Genomic DNA, 18,603 nt, shown 5'->3' with positions numbered 1-18,603 from the left:
ACGCGCTGTGAGTACGAATACTATCTCCCCGAGTCGTCCTGGCTTTCGCCAGAACGACGATTGGGACGAGCGCGGTCTCCATCCTCACGATCGTTCCCTCCCACCTGCCGTTCCATCAATCCAAAAACGGCATCGATCGATACTCCCTTGAACTTGGACACTTTGCCGCGCGCGCCTCTAGGAGTCGTGGTGAGGAAACATTTCGAGTTCTAAGGAGGCGCGTGATGAGCGCAGTGGTGTCCGCAGCGGACGTGAGGAGGTCTCGCGTCAGGCTGTTCATCGTGACCATGTTGTTCCTGGTCACGACCGTCAACTACGCCGACCGCGCCACGCTCTCGATCGCGGGCCCCGCGCTCTCCAAGGAGCTGCATCTCGATCCCGTCGCGATGGGCTGGATCTTCTCGGCCTTCGGGTGGTCCTATGTGATCGCCCAAGTGCCGGGCGGCTGGCTGCTCGACCGCTACGGCTCGCGCCTCGTCTATGCCTTCAGCATCATCGTCTGGTCGCTGTTCACGCTGATGCAGGGCTGGGTCGGCTTCCTCAGCGCCGGCGCTGCCATCGTCGTGCTGTTCGCACTCCGCCTCCTTGTCGGCGTCGCGGAAGCGCCGTCCTTCCCCGCCAATGCCCGCATCGTCGCCGCCTGGTTTCCCGGCAACGAGCGCGGCACCGCGTCCGCCTTCTTCAATTCGGGACAGTATTTCGCGACCGTGATCTTCGCACCGCTGATGGGCTGGATCGCGCATGACTACGGCTGGCGCTACGTGTTCTTCGTGATGGGCGCGCTCGGCGTGATCATGGGTCTGGTCTGGATCAAGACCATCTACGGCCCGAAGGAGCACCCTGGGATCAACGAGGCGGAGTTCGACTACATCAAGGAGGGCGGCGCGCTGGTCGATCTCGACGCGCCCAAGGAAGAACGTGCGCCTCAGTCCGGCTCCGGGTGGGACCACATCCGCCAGTTGCTCTCCAACCGCATGATGCTCGGCGTCTATCTCGGCCAGTACTGCATCAACACGCTGACCTATTTCTTCCTGACCTGGTTCCCGGTCTACCTCGTCAAGGAGCGCGGCCTGTCGATCCTGCAGGCCGGCTTCGTCGCGACGCTGCCGGCGCTGTGCGGCTTCATCGGCGGTGTGCTCGGCGGCATCATCTCGGACGCCATCCTGCGCAGCACCGGTTCGCTGACCATGGCGCGCAAGATTCCGATCGTCGGCGGCATGCTGCTGTCGATGTCGATCATCGCCTGCAACTATGTCGACGGACATGCACTTGTGGTCGGCTTCATGGCGCTCGCCTTCTTCGGCAAGGGCATCGGCGCGCTCGGCTGGGCTGTCGTCTCCGACACCTCGCCGAAGGAAGCCGGCGGCGTCTCCGGAGGCCTGTTCAACACCTTCGGCAACCTCTCCTCGATCACCACCCCGATCGTGATCGGCTACATCCTGGCCGCGACCGGCTCCTTCAACGGCGCGCTGCTGTTCGTCGGCGCCAATGCGCTGGTCGCCGCGTTCGCCTATCTCGTCGTGGTGGGCAAGATCGAGCGGGTGGTGCTCAAACGTTCCTCCTGAGGGCTCCCGCGGGAGCTTGACCAGGCAACTCAACGGCGGCTCACAAAGCCGCCGTCTTTGTTTTGGGGATGATCGATGCTAGAAGTGCCGGGGAAACGCCTTATTCATCTAAGGCATGTATCGATGTTCGACCTCAACCAGCTCCGCTGTTTCGTCACGGTGGCGGAGGAACTGCATTTCGGCCGCGCCGCCGCGCGGCTGAACATGACCCAGCCGCCGTTGTCGCGGCAGATCCAGGTGCTCGAGCACATCATCGACGCGCCGCTGCTGGAGCGCACCAGCCGTTCGGTGCGCCTGACGCCGGCCGGCCGCAGCTTCCTGCCGGAGGCGCGGCGCATCCTGAAGCTTGCGGAAAGCGCCTCGCAGGTCGCCCGCCGCATCGCGCTGGGCAAGACCGGCTCGCTCAAGATCGGCTTTACGGCGGCGGCCGCCTACGGCTTCCTCCCCGAGCTGGTCGCGGCCTGCCGCGCCAAGCTGCCCGAAGTCGATTTCTCGCTGAAGGAGATGGTCTCCGGCGACCAGTTCGAGGCGCTCAGCTCCGGCCAGATCGACGCCGGCCTGCTCAGGCCGCCGATCGCGCGCCCCGAAGTGGCCAGCCGCCGCGTCGTCGCCGAGCCCCTGCTTGCCGCGATCCCGAAGAAGCATCCGCTGGCGAGCGCCGACAGCATCACCATCAAGGATTTCGACGACCAGCCCTTCGTGATGTATTCGCCCTATGAGAGCCGCTACTTCCACGATCTCCTGGTGGCGCTGTTCACCCGCGCCGACGTGCTGCCGCGCTATGTCCAGCATCTGAGCCAGATCCACTCGATCCTCGCCATGGTCCGCGCCGGCCTCGGCCTTGCCATCGTGCCGGCCGCGGCCGCAAGCCTGAAGATCTCCGACGTGCGGCTGCGGCCGCTCAAATTGCGCACGCGCGTCCCGGTCGAGCTGTTCATGGTCTGGCGCCGCGACGACGAGAATCCGCTGCTGTCGGCGCTGGTCAAAATCGCCGGTGAATTGTCCTCCGCGGAGACCATGGAAGATTGATGCTGATTTCGCATCGGTCGATATAGGCTTTGGCTTGGACGCGCATCGAACGGTCTCCTAAACCACGGCGCATGGACGCGCAGGCTTGCGTCCTCCACAACACGCAATTAGGGAGCCGCGCCCATGAGCAAGATGACCCCGCAGGAAATGGCCCAGACGATCGGATCGGGCCTCCTGTCCTTCCCCGTCACGCCGTTCAAGGCGGACTACTCCTTCGACGAGGCGACCTACCGCGCCAACATGGACTGGCTGTGCGGCTATGACGTCGCAGGCCTGTTCGCCGCAGGCGGCACCGGCGAGTTCTTCTCGCTGACGCCGACCGAGGTTCCGCAGATCGTCAAGATCGCCGTCGAGGAGACCAAGGGCCGCGTGCCCGTGCTCGCCGGCACCGGCTACGGCACTGCGATCGCCCGCGAGATCGCTGTTGGCGCCGAGAAGGCCGGCGCCGACGGCCTGTTGCTGCTGCCGCCCTATCTCACCCACTCCGAGCAGGAGGGCCTTGCCGCCCATGTCGAGGCGGTCTGCGCCGCCGTGAAGATCGGCGTCATCGTCTACAACCGCGACAACGCCATCCTTCAGCCCGACACGCTCGCCCGTCTCGCCGAGCGCTGCCCGAACCTCGTCGGCTACAAGGACGGCATCGGCGACATCGAGCTGATGACCCGCGTCTACACCAAGCTCGGCGACCGCCTCACCTATATCGGCGGCCTGCCGACCGCGGAGACCTTCGCGCTGCCCTATCTCGACATGGGTGTGACGACCTATTCCTCCGCCGTGTTCAACTTCGTGCCGGAATTCGCGACCAATTTCTACGCCGCGGTGCGCAAGCGCGATCACGCCACGATCCATGCCGGGCTGAAGGATTTCATCCTGCCGCTGATCGCGATCCGCAACCGCAAGAAGGGCTATGCGGTCTCGATCATCAAGGCCGGCATGAAGGTGATCGGCCGCGACTCCGGCCCGGTCCGCCCGCCGCTGACCGATCTCACCGAGCAGGAGATTGCGGAGTTGACCGCGCTGGTCAAGAAGCTGCCCGCCATCCGATCGTCACAACAGGCTGCAGAATAACAAGACAACAGGGAGGAGCATGCGATGGCCCAGACTGACATCTCCGGCGCGCCAGTCGCCGGCGCACCGGTCGTCACGGCGATGCAGGTGATCCCGGTCGCGGGCCGCGACAGCATGCTCCTCAACTTAAGCGGCGCGCACGCGCCGTTCTTCACCCGCAACATCGTCATCCTCACCGACAATGCCGGCCACACCGGCGTCGGCGAGGTGCCGGGCGGCCAGAAGATCTGGCAGACGCTCCAGGACGCGCGCGATCTCGTGATCGGCAAGACCGTCGGCGCGATGAACAACATCCTCGCCGACGTCCGCACCGCCTTCGCCGATCGTGACGCCGGCGGCCGCGGCAAGCAGACGTTCGACCTGCGCGTCATGATCCATGCGGTCACGGCGATCGAGTCCGCGCTGCTCGACCTGCTCGGTCAGCATCTCAACCTGCCGGTCGCCGCGCTGCTCGGCGAAGGCCAGCAGCGCAAGAGCGTCGAGACGCTCGGCTATCTCTTCTTCGTCGGCGATATCAGCAAGTCCAGGCTCGACTACGTCACGGGCGAGACCGGCAAGGCGGAGTGGTTCAACCTCCGCCATCAGGAGGCGATGACGCCGGAGACCGTGGTGCGGCTCGCGGAAGCCACCCAGGATCATTACGGCTTCGCCGATTTCAAGCTCAAGGGCGGCGTGCTCCGCGGCGAGCAGGAGATCGAGGCCGTCACCGCGATCGCCAAGCGCTTCCCCAACGCGCGTGTCACGCTGGACCCGAACGGCGCCTGGTCGCTCGACGAGGCTGTCAGCCTCTGCAAGGACATGCACGGCATCCTCGCCTATGCCGAGGACCCCTGCGGCGCCGAGGCCGGCTTCTCCGGCCGCGAGATCATGGCCGAGTTCCGCCGCGCCACGGGTCTGCCCACAGCGACCAACATGATCGCCACCGACTGGCGCCAGCTCTCCCATGCGCTGCGTCTCGGCGCGGTGGACATTCCGCTGGCCGATCCCCACTTCTGGACCATGCAGGGCTCGGTGCGCGTGGCCCAGACCTGCCGCGACAACGGCCTGACCTGGGGCTCGCACTCCAACAACCACTTTGACATCTCGCTCGCGATGTTCACCCATGTCGGCGCCGCCGCCCCCGGCAAGGTCACCGCGATCGACACCCACTGGATCTGGCAGGACGGCCAGGCGCTGACCAGGGAGCCGCTCCAGATCAAGGGCGGCAAGATTGCGGTCCCCGACAGGCCGGGCCTGGGTATCGAAATCGACAGGGCGGCCATCGACGCCGCGCATGACCTCTACAAGCAGCATGGACTCGGCGCCCGCGATGACGCTATTGCCATGCAGGACCTGATCCCCGGCTGGACCTTCGACGACAAGCGTCCCTGCCTCGTTCGGTAAGAAACTTTCCCTGGAGGAATGAGATGACTGCGATCCTGAAAAACTTCATCGGCGGCGAATGGGTCGACGGCTCCGGCGTCACCAGGAACATCAACCCTTCCAACACCAACGACCTCGTTGGCGAATACGCCAAGGCCGACAAGGCGCAGACCGAGAAGGCGATCGCAGCCGCCAAGGCCGCCTTCCCCGCCTGGGCGCAGTCGACCCCGCAGGTGCGCTACGACGCGCTGAACAAGATTTCTCTCGAAATCCTCGCCCGCAAGGAGGAGCTCGGCCGCCTGCTCGCCCGCGAGGAAGGCAAGACCCTGCCCGAAGGCATCGGCGAGGTCGCGCGCGCCGGCCAGATCTTTGCGTTCTTCGCCGGCGAAGCGCTGCGGCTGATCGGCGAGAAGGGCGCATCCGTCCGCCCCGGCCTCGACGTCGAGCTCACCCGCGAGCCGATGGGCGTCGTCGGCATGATCACGCCCTGGAATTTCCCGATAGCGATCCCGGCCTGGAAGATCGCGCCGGCGCTTTGCTACGGCAACACGGTCGTGTTCAAGCCTGCCGAGCTGGTGCCGGGCTCGGCGCATGCGCTGTCCGAGATCATCACCCGCTCCGGCATTCCGGCGGGTGTGTTCAACCTCGTCGTCGGCTCCGGCTCCGTGGTCGGCCAGACCCTGCTCGATCACCCCGACGTCGCCGCGATCTCCTTCACCGGCTCGGTGCAGACCGGCCGCAAGATCGCGCAGGCCTGCGTGCTGTCGAACCCGATGAAGAAATTCCAGCTCGAAATGGGCGGCAAGAATCCGCTGGTCGTGCTCGACGATGCGGACCTCAAGACCGCCGTCGAGGTCGCCGTCAACGGCTCCTACTTCTCGACCGGCCAGCGCTGCACCGCCTCCTCGCGCCTGATCGTCACCGAAGGCATCCATGACCGCTTCGTCGCCGCGATGGCAGAGCGCCTGAAGGGCCTGTCGGTGGACGACGCGCTCAAGGCCGGCGTGCATATCGGCCCCGTCGTCGACCAGAGCCAGCTCGACCAGGACCTGCGCTACATCAAGATCGGCCAGGACGAAGGCGCAAAGCTCGCCTTCGGCGGCGAGCTGCTCCAGCGCGAGACGCCCGGCCACTACCTCCAGCCGGCGCTGTTCACCGAAGCCAACAACAACATGCGCATTGCGCGCGAAGAGATCTTCGGCCCGGTCGCCGCGGTCATTCGCGCCAAGAACTACGAGGAAGCGCTCGCGATCTCGAACGACACCGAGTTCGGCCTCGCCTCCGGCATCTGCACCACCAGCCTGAAATACGCCTCGCACTACAAGCGCAACAGCGAGTCCGGCATGGTGATGGTCAACCTGCCGACCGCCGGCGTCGACTATCACGTGCCGTTCGGCGGCCGGAAGGGCTCGAGCTACGGCGCCCGCGAGCAGGGCTCCTATGCCCGCGAGTTCTACACGACGGTGAAGACCGCCTATACCTATCCGGGTTGAGACATCGTAGGGTGGGCAAAGCGAAGCGTGCCCACCACTTACGCTCGGTGTGAAGACGGTGGGCACGGCGCGTTGCGCCTTTGCCCACCCTACGATTTCGGAGGCAAGCGCAGATGGACCAGTCAGTCGCAGCGAAAGAGCAGCCCCGCTACATCAAGCTCAACGAGCGCGACAATGTCGCGATCGTGGTCAATGATTTCGGGCTTCCCGCCGGCTCCCGCTTCGCCTGCGGCCTGACACTGCGCGCCTTCGTGCCGCAGGGGCACAAGACGGCGCTGGTCGACATCGCGGAAGGCACACCGATCATCCGCTATGGCGAGGTGATCGGCTACGCGCTCTCGCCGATCCTGGCCGGCGAATGGGTGGATGAGGCGCGCATTCGCATGCCGGAGGCCCCTGCCCTCGACAAGCTGGAAATCTCGACCGCCGTGCCCGCTCCGCTGCCGCCGCTCGAAGGCTTCACCTTCGAGGGCTACCGCAATCCGGACGGCTCGGTCGGCACCAAGAACATCCTCGGCATCTCCTCCTCCGTGCAATGCGTCAAGGGCACGATGGAATATGCGGTGAAGCGCATCCGCGCCGAGCTCTTGCCGAAATACCCGAACGTCGACGACGTCCTGCCGCTGACGCACGCCTATGGCTGCGGCGTCGCCATTAACGCGCCCGACGCGGTGGTGCCGATCCGCACGCTGCAGAACCTCGCGCTCAACCCCAATTTCGGCGGCGAAATTCTGGTCATCAGCCTCGGCTGCGAGAAGCTCGCGCCCGAGCGGCTGGTGCCGGAAGGCATCAGCGATGCCATCGTCCGCATGCAGGACGAAGCCTTCGACGGTTTTGGCGCGATCGTCGATGCGATCATGACACAGGCCGAAGCGCGCCTGAAGATTCTCAACAAGCGCACCCGCGAGACCTGCCCGGCCTCCGATCTCGTCATCGGCCTGCAATGCGGCGGCAGCGACGCGTTCTCCGGCGTCACCGCGAACCCCGCGGTCGGCTTTGCCGCCGACCTCCTAGTGCGCGCCGGCGCCACCGTGATGTTCTCGGAAGTCACCGAGGTGCGCGACGCGATTCAGCTCCTGACGCGACGCGCCATCAACGAGGATGTCGGGCGTGCCTTGGTGCGCGAGATGGCCTGGTACGATTCCTACCTAGCCCGCGGCGGCGCCGACCGCAGCGCCAACACCACGCCCGGCAACAAGAAGGGCGGCCTCGCCAACATCGTCGAGAAATCATTGGGCTCGATCGTGAAGTCCGGCTCGTCCGCCATCACCGGCGTGCTCTCGCCCGGCGAGAAGGCGACGCAGAAGGGCATGCTGTTCGCGGCAACGCCTGCCTCCGACTTCATCTGCGGCACGCTCCAGCTCGCCTCCGGCATGACCTTGCAGGTGTTCACCACCGGCCGCGGCACGCCCTACGGCCTTGCGGCAGCGCCTGTGATCAAGGTCGCGACCCGCAGCGAGCTCGCGCGGCGCTGGAAGGACCTGATCGACTTCGATTCAGGCAGCATCGCCACCGGCGAGAAGACCATCGAGGAATGCGGCTGGGACCTGTTCCGCCTGATCCTCGACGTCGCCTCCGGCCGCACAAAACCGTGGTCGGATCGCTGGGGCATCCACAACGACCTCACGCTGTTCAATCCGGCGCCGGTGACCTGAGAGTCACGGACTGTCGGTCAGGTGCATGTCGCCCAGCGTGATGGGCAGGCTGCGCGTGATGAGGTCCGCAATCGCCGCGCGCAGCCGTTCGCCCGAAGCCGAACCGCCGAACGTCTCGTCAACCGGCCCGCTCGGGCCGGCGAGCCGGAGGGTGCCGGTGTTGTCGAGCGGCGCAGCCGCCCGCTTCTCGATCACGTCGAATGACTTGCCGTCGATGACACGCACCTCGTACAGCGCGTGGATCAAACCGTAATCCGCAAGCAGCGTCCGGTATTCGGCGAGCCCGACACCCTCGACGTTGCGGCCGTTTCCAAGCTTCGATCTTGCCCTTGTGATGACGATGTACGCATCCAGCCCCTGTGGCGTGACATCGCTGCGAACCAGCTCCTTGAACGGATCGCTGCGCAGGAGATTGACGGGCGCGACCGCCGAATCCCTGACCGCTGCGAACGCGGCGCGCCTGTAGCTCACGGCCTGCACGCGGAAGCGTGGGCTCAGCAGCCTCGTCGCCTGCTGGACGATCATCTCGTCCAGCCCCCACGCGCTGATCGAGGCGCTTTGCCCGGTGTTGCCGAGCGCGGTCAGGCCGGCCTGCGTCAGGCTCATCTCCTCGCCGATGGCCGAGACGATGCCGACGGTCTTGATCGCCTGGAGCCGGCTCGCGCGCGTCTCGAACGCCGCGGCGGCACTGAGGACGACGGAAGTCACCGCAAGGGCGATCCATAGAACAACATGACGGCGCATGACGACTATCGAATCCTGAAGTCGAACGAATAGGACGCACCGAGGCCGATCGTGGTCTGGTTCGACGATCCACGCAGCCTCACCAGCGGACTGTCCGCGGCGTCGCCAAGCAGCTTCTCGTATTCGACATAGGCATGGATCTCCCACTGGGGATTGATGCGATAGGAGATCTGGCTGCCGAAGCCGACCGAGTGCGCACCGCCCCTGGCATCGTACGTCGGCAGTCCCGACGCCAGCGCCTGCGCCGCATCGACGCCGAAATACGGCGCGGTCGCCTTGGTGCTCTTCCAGGTGAAGCGCGGGCCGGCCGAGATCGTGAGCCTTTGAATCAGCGGCACGATGACGTCGGCGGAAACGTCGGCCACCGTGCCGGTATGGCCACCCACGCCCTGACGCAGTTCGCTGCGCAGACGCAACCAGTCGACCGGATAGTATTCGACGAAGCCGCCGAGCTCGTATGCGGCCTTGACGTCGCCGAGACCTGTCAGCTCGGAATACTTGTCGCTCTTGCGCGACGAGACGTATTTGAACGCAGGCCCTGCGCGAAAATTGCCGACGTCGAGCAGCGCAATGCTGGCGCTGTCGCGGGGGCCGCGAAACTGGTCGAACGATCCGGCGCGGCGAATCGAGAAGATTGGAATCGGGCGGAATTTTCCGTTGTTCGACCCGACGAAGTCCGGCGTGTATTCGCCGCCGATGCCAACCATGACGGTCCAGTTGCCGGAGGGCGAGGGCAGCATCGGTACATCGAACGGCGGAGCCGGGAGCGTAAACGCGGTCTGCGCCGATGCAGACTGAGGGATCGCCATGATCGCGCCGAGTGCGGCAAGGAATACGCTCAGCAAGCTTTGCTGCGCGCGCGCGGCACGATCGAGAGCGGCTTCGTCAAGATGCTTCATTACTGGGCCCCGGACCGGCCCTGCTGGCCGGTCGACTGGTGTGGTCAGGAGCCCAGCATGTGATCCGGCAAAATTGCCCCAAGATTGCAACGGGCAACCGTCCCTGCGACATTCCGCGCGCCAGATGCGCCGCCGGATCAACATTGCCCGAACATTGCCCGGGCCACGTTCACGCTCCTAACTTTGACCGCGCGCGAGGTGAGCGCTCTCGTCCCTGCCTTTTATTCGCCAAGCTCGCTGCCTTAAAGGGAACCTCGCGCACGAACCGAACTGCCGGAATTCGGCCAGCGAGCGTCAAGGTCGGGGTTTTGTTGCCCCAGCAGAGTCAAGGACGACCCGCGTGCGCTCCCTCGTGATCGAAGACGAACCGCAGATCGGCGCCTATGTCAGCCGCCTGCTCGGGCAATTGCACGGCGTCGTCGACCTTGTCGGCTCGATTGCCGATGCCCGGCAGGCGCTGGACAACTTCAAATACGATCTCGCCATCGTCGACCGGATGCTGCCGGACGGCGATGCGCTCGAGGTGGTCACGGCGCTGAGCCGGTCGCCGGAACGCCCCGCCATCATCATGCTGACGTCCAAGGACGCCAAGGAGGATGTCGTCGACGGCCTCAACGGCGGCGCCGACGACTATCTCGGCAAGCCGTTCGAGCCGCAGGAGCTGATTGCGCGGGTGCGCGCCGTCTTGCGCCGGCCTCGCCTGCTCGCACCCGCGGTGCTGTCGCTCGGCAATGTCGAGCTGCATCTCGGCAGCAACGAGGCGGTGGTCGCCGACACCAAAATCCTGCTGCGGCGACGCGAGGCGCTGATCCTCGGAGCGCTCCTCATGCGCCGCGACCGCGTCATCACCCGCGCCGCCCTGATCGAGGAGATCTACGGCTTCGACGACGAGATCGAATCCAACACGCTCGAAGCGCAGGTCTCGCGCCTCAGGAAGAAGCTGGCCGCGCTCGGCGGCGACGTCGAGATCCGCAGCATGCGCGGCATCGGCTACATCCTGCGGCTGGCAACGCCGCGATGACGTCGATCGCCCGGACCTTTGCGCTGTCGCTCGGCATCGCCGCGACGACGATTTTCCTGATCATGCTCGGCCTCTTCATCTGGCGCTATCCGATGGAGGAACGCGAGTTCAGGGCTTGCCGGGTCGTGGCCGCCGTTCTCGATCGCGCCACCATGGTCGAAGGGCAAAACCTGACGGTGCGCCCGACGCCCGCCCTCGAAGAGCTGAAGGCGGACAGCCCGAACCTCTGGTACGTCGTGTCCGCAGGCGACATGGTCAGCGAGTACGGCAGCGAACGCCGGCCGGCCCTCCCCTTCGCGTTTCCCTATCACGGGCCTGTCGGCTCATCGGTCTTCAGCACGCTCGACCAGAAGAGCACCTTCTGCCTCGCCGTCGTGCAAAGGGGTTCGCTGCAGCTCGCGATGATGGTCGGCGAGCCTCACGTCCGTTTCGCCCGGCTTGCAAGAAACTTTCTCATCCGCAGTGTCTTTTCGATCACGCTGCTGGCGCTGGCCTTTGCCGCGACCGTTGCCGTCGGCGCGGCGCTGGCCGCGCGTTTCGTCTCACGCGGTATCGAACGGGTGGCGCTTCGCGCGCTCGCAATCGACCCTGCAGCACCGCAAGGTCTGATCTCCCTGTGCGAGGTCCCTCGCGAGCTGAAGCCGCTGGTCGAGGCGCTGAACCGCGCCTTTGGCGAGATCGACGCCTATATCAGGATGCAGCGCCGCTTTCTCGGCAATGCCGCCCATCAGCTCCGCACGCCTTTGACGCTGCTGCGCGCGAAGATCGACGACGTGCCCGATCCAGCCCTGAAGGTCGAGCTGGTGCGCGACGTCCGCCGCCTCACCTCGCTGGTGTCCGCCATGCTCGACCTCGCGCGCCTGCAAAATCACGCGATCGAGAAGCGGCCGATCGACCTTGCCGAGATCACGCTGGACGTGCTGGCCGATTTCGGCCCCTCGGCGCTGGACGCCGGCATAGAGCTTGCGCTGGAGCGGGCCGACCAGGGACCGTTGCTGGTGCAGGGCGTGGACGCCGCCATCCGCAGCGCGCTCGCCAATCTCGTCGGCAACGCACTCATCCACGCCCGCGGCGCGCGACGCATCACCGCCACGCTCGATCGCGGCAGCATCTCGATCCACGATGACGGCGCGGGCCTGCCCGACGATGCGGAGCACAAGTTGCTGGAGCCGTTTCAGACCGGCAACAGCGCGGGCGACGGCGCCGGCCTCGGCCTGTCGATCGTCCGCGAGATCATGGCCGCCCACGGCGGCGAGCTGGTCATCTCCTCCGAGCCCGGCCGCGGCACGACGATGCGCCTGTGCTTTCCCGAGGCCGCAGCGACGACCAGGTCCCGGCAGCTCGATCTGCAAACGCGCTAGCGATCGCCTCGGCCCTTCCGTGAAACCGTCCGGAAACATTGGCGCGGAAAACTTCTTCCGCGTTTCGCGCCTGTCGCATCACGCAATCAAATAGAGCGCCGGCGGCGATCGAATGCTCGCACACCAGCGAACCTGTTGCGACATCGATGCGACCAAACCTCCGATTGCCATCTTTCACGGAGATTTTCCAATGCGTGTTCTCTCGATGATTGCCATTGCCGGCGCGATGATTGCGAGCTCGGCCGGGGCGTTCGCCGGCGAGCTTCCTTCTTACGAAATGAAGTCGTTTCCGATCTCGGCAACGCAGGTGCAGGTGCTCGGCGGCGCCGGCGTCGAGGAGCAGTCGGCTTCGCCCGCGATGACCGTCGCCGGCATGCCCGCCTCGCCCGCGCAAGTCTCGGTGCTGTCGCCGCGGGTCAAGCGGCTCGCGAGCGCCGGTTCGGCGAGCGAGGCGCGCTAAGCGTCCGTCACCGGACAACGATCGCATCGTTGAGCTGAAGTTTCCACAACGTCATGGCCGGGCACGTCCCGGCCATCCACGTCTTGCCGAGGCCACTCAGAACGTGGATGCCCGGGACGAGCCCCGGGCATGACGAACCTCTTCCGCGCCGTCAGGAGTTCGGCGCTCGCACGTTTCTACGTCATGCTGCCCGGCATGAAGCAGCGCACGCGCGGATGGCCGTCGATATAGTGCTTCCACACCATGGTCCGGCCGATCTTGTTCGGCTCGGTGATCACGGCACCGTCGGGCACGACCACCCATTCGTCGTCGAGATGCACACGGTAACGCCCCTTGTCGGATTCCCAATCGACATCGGCGACCACGTAGCCGTCGGCATCCGAGCAGCATTGTCCGTATTCGCTGCGCAGGCTCTCGAACCAGGGCTTGAGCGGCGAGTTGGCGTAGCGGCCGTCGTCGCGCGCCAGCGCCGAGGTCGCAAGCAGCGCCATCAGCCCCAGCGGCGCCGCCGCACATAGTCTGGCAAGTCGCATGTCGTCTTCCCGCAGATCGCAATCAGCGCCGCGAGGGACAGGCGCCGCCGTCGGCCCTCCGCACGGTGGCGGCAGGCGTGGAGACGGCGACTCGCTCCCCAGCGGCTTTGCGACAGCTATGCAAATCCGGCGCCAGCGCGCATTCCGGAGAACTACTGCTCGCACGGTGTTGCCCATGTCGGCACGCACGTCCTGCATGCTCCGGGTGCCGGCGATTTGTCGCGCATTTTCGAGGCTTTCCTTGTCGCACCTCAACGTGTACGAACGTGGCCGCGAAACCTATCGCATTTGTTTAACCAGCTGTTTCGATTAGAGAAATCAGGTGACGGCGTGACTGGCATTGGACCGGCAGCGCTATGAGTTCGAGAGAGTTGCTCCCTGGCCAGCAGGACGCGACCGATTTGCCCGCAAACGAGGTGCAGTTTGCGCTGGTGATTTCGCGCATGCTGGAGACGGTGAAGGATGATCCGGAGTTCAGGCGGCAGCTCGTCTACGATCTTGCCCGCTACAAGCTCCAGGAGCAGTTCACCTACGCCGACGCCAAGAACATCGACCAGATGAAGCGGGCGCTCGAGGTCGCAATCGAGGAGGTCGAGAAGTTCTCGCGTGAAGAGGCGCCGCTGGAGCGGTTGCCGCAACATCAACTCACATCGGCGAAGGCGGGTGAGACAGGCGGCCCACTTCTGTCCGCCGACGCTCCCGTCCTGCGATCGGCGATCGAGACATCCAGGCGGCCTGCGATCTCAGGTCCGCTCTGGCCGGTGATGAAGCGTATGGGGGCCATCCTGCTTGCCGCCGGCGCCATCGTTCTTCTCATCTCGCAGCGAGACCATATCGCCGCGCTGCGCCGGCTGGTTTCGTCCCAGGCCCAGGAGATCGCGCTGGTCCCGCCCAGACCGGAGACGACGATCACGGTCGGCAAGCCGGAAATGGTGACCGCCGTCGCACCGCCGTTGAAACCGACGCGCGTGCTTCCAACCGACTACGGCGTCTACGCCTTGATCGACGACAAATCGCTGGCGGAGTTGAATGCGACCGGCGTCATGGCGCCGGACATGCGCGTCGCGATTTCACCGGAGTTCAAGAAGCCAGATCGGCCGCATCTGCCGAACGGCCGCGTCAAATTCATCGTGTTCCGCCGCGACGCCGCACACGCGATTCCCGAACGCGTCGAGGTTCGGGTCGTGGCGAAGATCGCCAGGGAGTTTTCGACCGACGCCGCAGGCAAGACGCTGAATGGCGGAGACGACGTCGGCGTCATCCGCAACTTCGCCTATCCGTTCCGGGTGTCACCGATTCCAGGGACACCCGAGATGCACGAGCTTCACACCGGCGATTCAGAGCTCGAACTTGCGCCCGGACATTACGTCCTGAGCCTGGGCACGCAGGCCTATTATTTCCAGGTCGACGGCGAGATCACCGATCCCCGGCAATGCCTCGAGCGGGTCGTTGCCGGCAACGGCACCTTCTATGCGCCGTGCAAGAAGGCGCGGACGTATTGACAATTCCGTAGCCCGGGTGAGCGCAGCGATATCAGGGACAAGTGGTCCCGCATATCGCTTCGCTCATGCGGGCGACAAGAGAATGCGGAAGCAACCTTACTGGATTGCTTCGCTACGCTCGCAATGACGAGATGAGGCGCGCACGTGCCACGCACTCAGCTGTCATCGCCCGCGAAGGCGGGCGATCCAGTACTCCGTGACGGACGTGATTGAATCGAGAGGCTGCGGCGTACTGGATTCCCCGCCTGCGCGGGGAATGACAGCGGCATGTGAAACAACGACTGTAGAGCCTACTGCTTCGGCGCCGGCGCCATCATTGCGCCGCCCTTCTTCGCCGCGGGCGCGGGTGCGGGCTTGGTCGCTGCGGCCTGTGCGGGCAGATATTTGGCGACGATGGCGGGATCGACCTGCGCGATGTTGGCGTCCGGCAGGCGCGTCCAGGTCTCGTCCTTGCCGAACAGGGAGATGCCGAGGAAGCCGCGCATGGTCAGGGTCTGGCCATCGGGGCTCACCGTCATCTTGGCCTTCCAGATATTGCCGTCGCGCGGATTGACCACGTTACCGCCATCATACTTCAACCCGTCGCGCTTCATGTCGCGGATGAAGGACAGGCCTAGCACCGGCGCGTTCTTGCGATCGTCCGTGCACTTCGCACAGACCTCGTTCGGATCGTCGCCGGGCCGCGGGAACGTCTTGGCGATCACGCCTTCGAACACACCGTTGTGGTCGACGAAGAGGAACCATCCCACCGTCTTGCCGTCTTCGACCTTCTGCCAGAGCCCTGCGGCGGTTGGCTGGGCCGACGTCGCAACCGGGGCTTGCGCCGCAGCCGGGCTCACCGCGCCGAGCGACAGCGCGAGCGTGAGGAGCGAGAGCAGCCGAAAGCTGGGAAACGGATTCCGCATTATGATCACCTTGCTATTCCACGACTGGAATGGCCGCAGACTACGGCGATTTCGCGAACGGTTCCAGCACCAGAAACATGGGGCATCCTTCCCGCCCCGCTCGCGGTCAGCTGACCCCGAGCTTCTTTTGCAGGCTGGAGGACGAGGTCGTGTACTGGAACACGAGCCGCTTCTCCGGATAGACGTAGCGATGGGCTTTTTGCGACATCAGCGCGCCCTCGTGGAAGCCGCACAGGATCAGCTTGATCTTGCCGGGATAGGTGTTGATGTCGCCGATGGCGAAGATGCCTGATATGTTGGTCTCGAACGCGGATGTCTCGACCGGCACCAGATTGTTCTCCAACGCAATGCCCCAGTTCGCGACCGGACCAAGCTTCATGGTCAGCCCGAAGAACGGCAGCATGGCATCGCAGGCGATCTCGGTGACGTTGTTGTCGTTGCCCTTGATCGTCGCGCCGGTCAGCTTGCCGTCAGTGCCGGCGAGCGAAGTGACCTGGCCGAGCCGGAGATCCATCTTGCCGGCCGCGACCAGCGCGCGCATCTGCTCGACGCTGTGAGGGGCTGCGCGAAATTCGTCGCGACGGTGCAGAAGCGTGATGCGCTTGGCCACCGGATGCAGATTGAGCGTCCAGTCGAGCGCGGAATCGCCGCCGCCGACGATCAGCACGTTCTTGTCGCGGAACGTCTCCATCTTGCGCACGGCGTAATGCACCGAGGTGCCTTCATAGGCTTCGATGCCCGGCACCGGCGGACGCTTGGGCTGGAACGAGCCGCCGCCGGCCGCGATCACCAGCACCTTGCATTCGAACACCTTGCCGGCATCGGTGGTGCAGCGAAATGCGGGATCGCCGATCTTCTCCACCGTCTCGACCATCTCGCCGAGATGGAAGGTCGGATGGAACGGCTTGATCTGCTCCATCAGCGCGTCGGTGAGCCCCTGCCCCGAAACATGCGGAATGCCGGGAATGTCGTAGATCGGCTTTTCCGGATAGAGCTCGGCGCACTGGCCGCCGACCTTGTCGAGGATGTCGACGAAATGGGCCTTCATATCGAGAAGGCCGAGCTCGAAGGCGGCGAACAGACCGCAGGGGCCGGCGCCAATAATCAGCACATCGGTTTTGATCACGTCGCTCATGTCGTCTCTTTATCGTTATCGGTTGGACGGCGCCCTTTGGGCCGAGGTGACCCTGCCTGTCTAGCCAACGGGGATGGATCAGGGAAGGCATAAAAGCGGGAGCGCCCCGCAACCGCGCCCACTTGCCGGGTCAAAATAACTGGGCTGTAACGAGGCTGGATATGACGGAGATCAATCGGTGAACGCACCAAGCCGCCTCGATACGACGCCGCGCCTGGAGGACTACCCCTACCGCCTCAGCGACAACGTCCGCTTCGGCGATCTCGATCCCAACCAGCACGTAAACAACGCGGTCTATGCGACCTATTTCGAGACCGGCCGTGTCACCCTGATGAAGAGCCCGGACTACGGGCTGACGCCGCCGGGCCTCGCCTGGATCATGGTGCGGCTCGACATCCATTTCCGCGCCGAGCTGCACTGGCCGAACACGATCGAGCTCGGCCTCGGCGTGGTGAAACTGGGACGGACGTCAGTGACCTTCGAGCAGGTCGTGTTCTCGCAGGGAAAATGCATCGCCTCGGCGACGTCGGTCGGCGTCATGCTCGACGAGGCGACGCGGCGGCCGGCGCCGCTGACCGCGGAGATCGTCGAGAAGCTCAGACCCTGGCACAAGCGCGGCATCGAGGTCGCGCCGCCTGGCACCTGATGCAGGGGAACGGTCGGATCAGGCCTGGCGTTCCGGCGTCGACACGACCAGCCCGTCGAGCTCGTCGGAGACCTTGATCTGGCAGGACAGGCGCGAGTTCGGGCGCACGTCGAAACCGAAGTCGAGCATGTCCTCTTCCATCGGCGTCGGGCTGCCGACCTTCTCACGCCAGGCTTCGTCGACATAGACATGGCAGGTCGCGCAGGCACATGCGCCGCCGCATTCGGCCTCGATGCCGGGAATGCTGTTGCGGATGGCGGCTTCCATCACGGTTGCGCCGTTCTCGATTTCCACCGTACGGGTTTCGCCCTTGTGGTCGACAAAGTGAATCTTGGCCATGTGTGCTCGTGCTGCCGCGATGTTGGGAATGAAGGAGGGTCCGGGCTGTCCTATAACGGGTCGGTTAGCCCGGCGCCATAGCGTTTTGATGCGAGCTGGATCCCGGTTTGCGGGCAGAAAACGCGTCAAAACAAACGACTAGAGACACCGCCGTTTTGCGGGGTTGCCGGCCTAGTGCTTCAGGATCGCCTCGATGGCGGCGCGGGCCTCGGCCACGGCCTCCTTCAGCGCGGCGAAGGCGTGGTGCCGGTCGTGGCCGGTCCGGATCGCGGTCTCCAGGTGAGCGGCGGCATCCGCTACCGCAAAGGCGCCGATTCCGCGGGCCGAGCCCTTGAGCTTGTGCGCGAGCGCGCCGGCCTCGGCCGGCAAATTGGTCATCGCGGCGAGCAGGCGAACCGCCTGCTCGGCGAACATTGCGAGCACTTCCTGCTCCAGCTCGGCGTCGCCGAGCGTCATGCGGGAGAGGTGGTCGAGATCGAGCGGGCTGTCGACGGGCGCAAGCGGGGGCGAGGGCATCCATTCCATCCGTTGCAGTTCAGGCGTCATGGCGCAGGACCCCGGCATCGCGCGACGGTTCCGCCGGTTCGGCGGTGCGGTTCCTCCCAGCCAAGCATGGAAATGGTTAACGAAATGTTTGGGCCGCCTTACGTAAATCCGCCCGTTTATTGACGAAAAGTTGCCGCAATCGGCCGAGTCCGGTGGAGAATTGCATTTATTGCTAAGGCGTTACGGCCCGATCCTGTTAACGATGATTAAGATTGTCTTAATCGCGGGCATTTCATTCGCGACGCTCTGCCAATAGGATGTTGGAGAAATTGGCGGACAAGCCGTCCGGGTGGGGACGGCTGAAAGATCCGCGCAAGCGGCATGATCCGGTCTGTGGGCT

General features: G+C 65.0%; 18 protein-coding genes. 11 read left to right on the top strand and 7 right to left on the bottom strand.

Annotated features, from left to right (window positions below; genetic code table 11):
* Nucleotides 1-224: 224 nt before the first annotated feature.
* The 6 genes from EI171_RS18010 to garD all read left to right on the top strand — a co-directional run bounded on the left by EI171_RS18010 (nt 225) and on the right by garD (nt 8,172).
* Nucleotides 225-1,565 (top strand): MFS transporter, encoded by a 1,341-nt coding sequence (locus tag EI171_RS18010; RefSeq protein ID WP_028173261.1) that lies wholly within the window; start codon nt 225-227, stop codon nt 1,563-1,565.
* A 123-nt stretch (nt 1,566-1,688) separates the two neighbouring features.
* Nucleotides 1,689-2,594, top strand: coding sequence for a LysR substrate-binding domain-containing protein (locus tag EI171_RS18005; RefSeq protein WP_011088611.1), 906 nt, complete (start codon nt 1,689-1,691; stop codon nt 2,592-2,594).
* Nucleotides 2,595-2,717: 123 nt separating this feature from the next.
* Complete coding sequence (kdgD, locus tag EI171_RS18000) at nt 2,718-3,662, top strand: 5-dehydro-4-deoxyglucarate dehydratase (protein ID WP_161534314.1); 945 nt, start codon at nt 2,718-2,720, stop codon at nt 3,660-3,662.
* A 24-nt stretch (nt 3,663-3,686) separates the two neighbouring features.
* Complete coding sequence (gene gudD / locus EI171_RS17995; RefSeq protein WP_161534313.1) at nt 3,687-5,045, top strand: glucarate dehydratase; 1,359 nt, start codon at nt 3,687-3,689, stop codon at nt 5,043-5,045.
* 23 nt (nt 5,046-5,068) lie between these two features.
* Nucleotides 5,069-6,517 carry an aldehyde dehydrogenase family protein gene (locus EI171_RS17990; protein WP_161534312.1) on the top strand — a complete coding sequence of 483 codons (1,449 nt, stop codon included), beginning with the start codon at nt 5,069-5,071 and terminating at the stop codon, nt 6,515-6,517.
* Nucleotides 6,518-6,630: 113 nt separating this feature from the next.
* A complete protein-coding gene (gene garD / locus EI171_RS17985; protein ID WP_161534311.1) occupies nt 6,631-8,172 on the top strand; it encodes a galactarate dehydratase in 1,542 nt (513 codons plus the stop codon).
* Between the two features lie 3 nt (nt 8,173-8,175).
* Here garD and EI171_RS17980 read toward each other — a convergent pair whose 3' ends face one another.
* Both EI171_RS17980 and EI171_RS17975 read right to left on the bottom strand, forming a co-directional pair.
* Nucleotides 8,176-8,916: a hypothetical protein gene (locus EI171_RS17980; RefSeq protein WP_097532216.1), complete on the bottom strand. Its 741-nt coding sequence runs from the start codon at nt 8,914-8,916 to the stop codon at nt 8,176-8,178.
* 5 nt (nt 8,917-8,921) lie between these two features.
* Nucleotides 8,922-9,815, bottom strand: coding sequence for a MipA/OmpV family protein (locus tag EI171_RS17975; RefSeq protein WP_246740581.1), 894 nt, complete (start codon nt 9,813-9,815; stop codon nt 8,922-8,924).
* A gap of 340 nt (nt 9,816-10,155) precedes the next feature.
* Here EI171_RS17975 and EI171_RS17970 point away from each other — a divergent pair, with 340 nt between their 5' ends.
* The 3 genes from EI171_RS17970 to EI171_RS17960 all read left to right on the top strand — a co-directional run bounded on the left by EI171_RS17970 (nt 10,156) and on the right by EI171_RS17960 (nt 12,657).
* Entirely contained in the window at nt 10,156-10,836 is a 681-nt protein-coding gene (locus EI171_RS17970; RefSeq protein WP_028173254.1) for a response regulator transcription factor, read from the top strand.
* Nucleotides 10,833-12,197 carry a HAMP domain-containing sensor histidine kinase gene (locus EI171_RS17965; protein WP_028173253.1) on the top strand — a complete coding sequence of 455 codons (1,365 nt, stop codon included), beginning with the start codon at nt 10,833-10,835 and terminating at the stop codon, nt 12,195-12,197. The genes EI171_RS17970 and EI171_RS17965 overlap by 4 nt, the downstream gene beginning before the upstream one ends.
* 190 nt (nt 12,198-12,387) lie before the next feature.
* On the top strand, nt 12,388-12,657 hold the full coding sequence (locus tag EI171_RS17960; RefSeq protein WP_179883758.1) for a hypothetical protein: 270 nt from the start codon (nt 12,388-12,390) through the stop codon (nt 12,655-12,657).
* Nucleotides 12,658-12,833: 176 nt separating this feature from the next.
* Here the strand turns inward: EI171_RS17960 and EI171_RS17955 are convergent, their stop codons facing one another.
* Nucleotides 12,834-13,190: a hypothetical protein gene (locus tag EI171_RS17955; protein ID WP_028173251.1), complete on the bottom strand. Its 357-nt coding sequence runs from the start codon at nt 13,188-13,190 to the stop codon at nt 12,834-12,836.
* A 401-nt stretch (nt 13,191-13,591) separates the two neighbouring features.
* Here EI171_RS17955 and EI171_RS17950 point away from each other — a divergent pair, with 401 nt between their 5' ends.
* Nucleotides 13,592-14,692 (top strand): hypothetical protein, encoded by a 1,101-nt coding sequence (locus tag EI171_RS17950; RefSeq protein WP_246740580.1) that lies wholly within the window; start codon nt 13,592-13,594, stop codon nt 14,690-14,692.
* 290 nt (nt 14,693-14,982) lie between these two features.
* Here the strand turns inward: EI171_RS17950 and EI171_RS17945 are convergent, their stop codons facing one another.
* Together EI171_RS17945 and EI171_RS17940 are read right to left on the bottom strand one after the other, a co-directional pair.
* A complete protein-coding gene (locus EI171_RS17945) occupies nt 14,983-15,597 on the bottom strand; it encodes a DUF2147 domain-containing protein (protein ID WP_028173249.1) in 615 nt (204 codons plus the stop codon).
* 106 nt (nt 15,598-15,703) lie between these two features.
* On the bottom strand, nt 15,704-16,732 hold the full coding sequence (locus EI171_RS17940; RefSeq protein ID WP_011088624.1) for an NAD(P)/FAD-dependent oxidoreductase: 1,029 nt from the start codon (nt 16,730-16,732) through the stop codon (nt 15,704-15,706).
* Between the two features lie 178 nt (nt 16,733-16,910).
* Between EI171_RS17940 and EI171_RS17935 the strand changes: the two genes are divergently transcribed.
* Nucleotides 16,911-17,378 carry a thioesterase family protein gene (locus tag EI171_RS17935; RefSeq protein ID WP_028173248.1) on the top strand — a complete coding sequence of 156 codons (468 nt, stop codon included), beginning with the start codon at nt 16,911-16,913 and terminating at the stop codon, nt 17,376-17,378.
* A gap of 18 nt (nt 17,379-17,396) precedes the next feature.
* Here EI171_RS17935 and EI171_RS17930 read toward each other — a convergent pair whose 3' ends face one another.
* Together EI171_RS17930 and EI171_RS17925 are read right to left on the bottom strand one after the other, a co-directional pair.
* On the bottom strand, nt 17,397-17,717 hold the full coding sequence (locus tag EI171_RS17930) for a 2Fe-2S iron-sulfur cluster-binding protein (protein WP_011088626.1): 321 nt from the start codon (nt 17,715-17,717) through the stop codon (nt 17,397-17,399).
* A gap of 171 nt (nt 17,718-17,888) precedes the next feature.
* Entirely contained in the window at nt 17,889-18,263 is a 375-nt protein-coding gene (locus EI171_RS17925; RefSeq protein ID WP_028173247.1) for an Hpt domain-containing protein, read from the bottom strand.
* Nucleotides 18,264-18,603: the final 340 nt, after the last annotated feature.

It is taken from the genome of Bradyrhizobium sp. LCT2 (genome assembly GCF_009931255.1).
In the GTDB taxonomy this organism is placed as follows: Bacteria; Pseudomonadota; Alphaproteobacteria; order Rhizobiales; family Xanthobacteraceae; genus Bradyrhizobium; species Bradyrhizobium diazoefficiens.
Note: the sequence above shows the minus strand (reverse complement) of the source record. Positions and strands in the feature narration are given on the sequence as shown.

Bases quoted from the DNA above. Each gene is read 5' to 3' on its own strand.
- EI171_RS18010 (WP_028173261.1), top strand. From the start codon at position 225: ATGAGCGCAGTGGTGTCCGCAGCGGACGTGAGGAGGTCTCGCGTCAGG.
- EI171_RS18005 (WP_011088611.1), top strand. From the start codon at position 1,689: ATGTTCGACCTCAACCAGCTCCGCTGTTTCGTCACGGTGGCGGAGGAA.
- kdgD (WP_161534314.1), top strand. From the start codon at position 2,718: ATGAGCAAGATGACCCCGCAGGAAATGGCCCAGACGATCGGATCGGGC.
- gudD (WP_161534313.1), top strand. From the start codon at position 3,687: ATGGCCCAGACTGACATCTCCGGCGCGCCAGTCGCCGGCGCACCGGTC.
- EI171_RS17990 (WP_161534312.1), top strand. From the start codon at position 5,069: ATGACTGCGATCCTGAAAAACTTCATCGGCGGCGAATGGGTCGACGGC.
- garD (WP_161534311.1), top strand. From the start codon at position 6,631: ATGGACCAGTCAGTCGCAGCGAAAGAGCAGCCCCGCTACATCAAGCTC.
- EI171_RS17980 (WP_097532216.1), bottom strand. From the start codon at position 8,916: ATGCGCCGTCATGTTGTTCTATGGATCGCCCTTGCGGTGACTTCCGTC.
- EI171_RS17975 (WP_246740581.1), bottom strand. From the start codon at position 9,815: ATGAAGCATCTTGACGAAGCCGCTCTCGATCGTGCCGCGCGCGCGCAG.
- EI171_RS17965 (WP_028173253.1), top strand. From the start codon at position 10,833: ATGACGTCGATCGCCCGGACCTTTGCGCTGTCGCTCGGCATCGCCGCG.
- EI171_RS17960 (WP_179883758.1), top strand. From the start codon at position 12,388: ATGCGTGTTCTCTCGATGATTGCCATTGCCGGCGCGATGATTGCGAGC.
- EI171_RS17955 (WP_028173251.1), bottom strand. From the start codon at position 13,190: ATGCGACTTGCCAGACTATGTGCGGCGGCGCCGCTGGGGCTGATGGCG.
- EI171_RS17945 (WP_028173249.1), bottom strand. From the start codon at position 15,597: ATGCGGAATCCGTTTCCCAGCTTTCGGCTGCTCTCGCTCCTCACGCTC.
- EI171_RS17940 (WP_011088624.1), bottom strand. From the start codon at position 16,732: ATGAGCGACGTGATCAAAACCGATGTGCTGATTATTGGCGCCGGCCCC.
- EI171_RS17930 (WP_011088626.1), bottom strand. From the start codon at position 17,717: ATGGCCAAGATTCACTTTGTCGACCACAAGGGCGAAACCCGTACGGTG.
- EI171_RS17925 (WP_028173247.1), bottom strand. From the start codon at position 18,263: ATGACGCCTGAACTGCAACGGATGGAATGGATGCCCTCGCCCCCGCTT.